Here is a 3,155-nt window from a genome sequence, read left to right as displayed (position 1 = left end):
AGGAAGGTCCCGGTAAGCTGGATCATGAGCGCTCGGCCAAACCGGCCTCGAGGGCGGACAAGAGTCGGCCCCGCGTGAACGAGAGGTCGAGCATCGGTTCGGACGGCATCCCAGCGCTACGTGCTCGCCGGACCCACCGCTCGGTCGTCTCTTGATCGGCGATGGCCTCGAGGTCGAGGTCGGTGGGGTCGCTCACGTCCAAGACGCCCTCGAGGGCGAGGTGTTGGACGGTCTCGAAGCGTGGGTGGCCCGGCGGCACGTCGTAGGCGATGTAGAGCTGGGCGCCGGCCTCGATGAGCGCGTGTTGCACGTCGCGGACGTCCTCGATGCGGGGCGCTCGGCCGGCCTGCGTCGCGAACGCCGCGAACGCGCCGATGGCCTGGCCCATCAGCATGACGGGCGGCTGCAGCCGCGTGCTCCCGTTGACGATGTGCGTGACGGCGACGCTCTTCTCACCGATCAGGGTGCGGTCGTCGCCGAGCGGGAAAAGCACCTCGGCGGGGATCTGGTAGGGCTTGGTCGGGGGAAAGTCCTCGACCAGGCGCGGCCCCGGCGGCAGGTGGTGCTCGGCGTGGTGGTGGTCCAAGAAGTAGTCGCCGACCGCGATCGAGGTGGGGAGAATCGGTGCCCGCGGATTGTCATCGACGGCGACGACGGAGTCGGTCGTCATCACGTGGTCGTTGACCAAGCGTCGCGCCTCGCGGATGTACGGCATCATCGGCAGGTTGTCCGCCGTGGGGTACTCGTCGGTCGCGATCTGCCACTCGGGATGACCCAGCGTCGTCTGCATGTAGCGGACGTATTGCAGCGTGTGGAGCCGGCTGGCCTGCAAGTGCTGCTGGCGGAAGAAGCGGTCCTCGATGAAGGCGACGGGCGACGGGTAGTCGTTCGAGTGGTGCGGCCAGTTGAGGAGCACCTTGTCGTTCGGGAGCGCGGCGTAGGTGATGAAGCTCTCGAAGTCGTTGAGCCCGTGGTTGAGCAGGTCCGGGTCGGGCGTTGAGCAGTCGACGGTCGTGCTGCACTCGAAGCGGCGGTGGTACTCGCGCTCGATGTCGGACAGCGTCGGTGCCACAGCGCCGGGCCGACAGACGAGCGTCGCGGCGTAGGTGAAGTCCTGGATTCGGTTGTCTGGCACGAGCGGCGCCGACGCCTCGCCGGTCTCGCTCCGCGACTCGCGGCCAAGCCGGTAGCGCATCCCCATCATCGCGAGCCCGTCGCCGTACTCGTCGGCCGCGACGAACACGGACCCGGCGTGCCTCGAGGTCTCGCCCTCGAGGGAGACCGCATCGAGGACGCGCGTCTCGCCCTCGCGGTGGATCCGCGTGACGTCGGCCTCGAGGACGAACCGCAGCCGCCCGACCTCGACCATCGGGGCTGCGATCTCCTGCAAGAACCGGTGCCCGATGTGCGGCTCGTAGCAGTACAGGCTGATCCAGCCCGTGAACAGGTTGTCGTAGCCGCCGTAGTGCACCGCCAGCTTTTCCCGGAACTCGTGGACGATCCCCCCGCCGGCGCCAAACTTGTTGCCATCGAGGGCGCTCACGCCCGCCGAGGTCAGCATCCCGCCGATCCAGGCTGTCGGCTCGATCACGGTGACGGTCGCGCCCATCCGAGCCGCCTGGACGGCCGCGCAGAAGCCGCCGGCGCCACCGCCGTAGATCACGATGTCGGCGTCGCTCGAGGGCGTGCCGGTCCACCATGGGCCGTAGACGGTCGGGGCGACGGCGAGCCCGGCGGCGGCGGTGCCTGTGCGGGCGAGAAAGTCTCGGCGGTTCATATCGGGTGGGGAGTGTCGTCCTCGAGGTCGAGGCGAGGGCATTCGGGTGGCGTCCTCGAGGACGCTAGAGCGTCGCCGGTTCGGCGGGGGCGGGCTCGGACGAGAACGGGGCGGTGCGCAGGTGGCGGTACCACGCGAAGTAGAGCGCGACCGAGAGCACGATCAGCAGGCCAAGCAGCACGAAGAACTGGTCCCACCGCTTCGTCACCATCACCATCGGCGTCATGAACAGGACCAGCTGCCACGGGACAGCGATGATGATCGCGATGATGTCGCGGCGCGTCTCGGTGCGGATGTCGGACTGGAGCGCCGGGCTCAGCTCGGCGCGGACGCGGTGCCACAGGCCGAACGGGCGCGTCCTCGAGACGAACTCGCGCAACACGTCGGACGTGGTCGGCTGCGTCGCCAACGTGATGCCGATGCACGCGACCAAGGTGCCGCCGAAGGCGAGGAAGAACGTCTGGAGCTCGGGCAAGTCGGGGAAGAGAAGGCGCTGGCCGATCGTTAGGATCATGCCGGCCGCCGTGCCTCCGGCGTAGCCGTAGCCGTTGAACCGCCACCAATACCATCTGAGGAACTGCGGCACGATCAACCCGACGCCCAGGCCCAGCGTCAGCCAGCCCCACAGATCGTTCAAGCTCGAGAACAGGAACGTGAACGCGGTGCCTAAGACCACGATGGCGACCGAGGCCCATCGGCTATGAGCGACCAGGGTCTTGTCGCTGGCCTCCGGGTTCATGAACCGCTGATACAGGTCCTTCACCCAGTACGCCGCGCCCGCGTTGACGACCGAGTCGAACGTCGACATGGCCGCGGCGATCAGACCGGCCACCATCAGCCCTTTGAGACCGATGGGGAAAAGCTCGAGCAAGACCGTCGGCAAGACTTCCTCGGGGTTCGCGATCACCTCGCCCTGGGCGCCGTAGCTGATGCCCATGATGGCGATGGCCGCGATAAAGGGCCAGCGGAACGCCAGGAGTAAGATCCAGAACAGGCTGAGGAGTCCGGCCTCGCGCTCGTCCTTGGCCGCGTAGAACCGCTGGATGATGTAGCCGCCCGGCGCGCTCATCCCGTCGATCGTCGACCGGAACAGGTAGAAGACCACGATCAGGCCCAACAGGTTGTACTGGCTGTACTCGCCGGGCAGGTCCAGCGTCCAGGCCGGTGTCATGTCGGTCCACGCCTCGCGCGTCGTCGACAAGGTCTGGAACGCGCCGTCGCCGAGCGGGACTGAGACGTCGAAAACGGCCGGGATGTCGTACACCATCATCACGTTGGCGACGACGTAGATGATGACGCCGCCGATCAGCACGCCCTGGAACACGTCGGTGTAGACGACGCCGTACAACCCGCTCGTGATCGTGTAGACCGACGCCAA

Annotated in this window: 2 protein-coding genes; both read right to left on the bottom strand. The window is 67.4% G+C overall.

The window, feature by feature from the left end; genetic code table 11:
- Positions 1 to 22: 22 nt before the first annotated feature.
- Positions 23 to 1,777, bottom strand: a complete 1,755-nt coding sequence (locus WBA11_RS09295) for an FAD-dependent oxidoreductase (RefSeq protein ID WP_424520420.1) — start codon at positions 1,775 to 1,777, stop codon at positions 23 to 25.
- A gap of 64 nt (positions 1,778 to 1,841) precedes the next feature.
- Positions 1,842 to 3,155: sodium:solute symporter family transporter (locus tag WBA11_RS09290; RefSeq protein ID WP_424520419.1), on the bottom strand; the 1,314-nt coding region annotated here is incomplete at its 5' end.

The sequence above is a fragment of the Rubrivirga sp. genome, from assembly GCF_049648075.1.
Taxonomy (GTDB): Bacteria; Bacteroidota; Rhodothermia; order Rhodothermales; family Rubricoccaceae; genus Rubrivirga.
This window is presented reverse-complemented; position numbering and strand designations above follow the sequence as displayed.

Excerpts from the sequence above, each read along its gene's own strand:
- WBA11_RS09295 (WP_424520420.1), bottom strand. The coding sequence starts at position 1,777 with ATGAACCGCCGAGACTTTCTCGCCCGCACAGGCACCGCCGCCGCCGGG.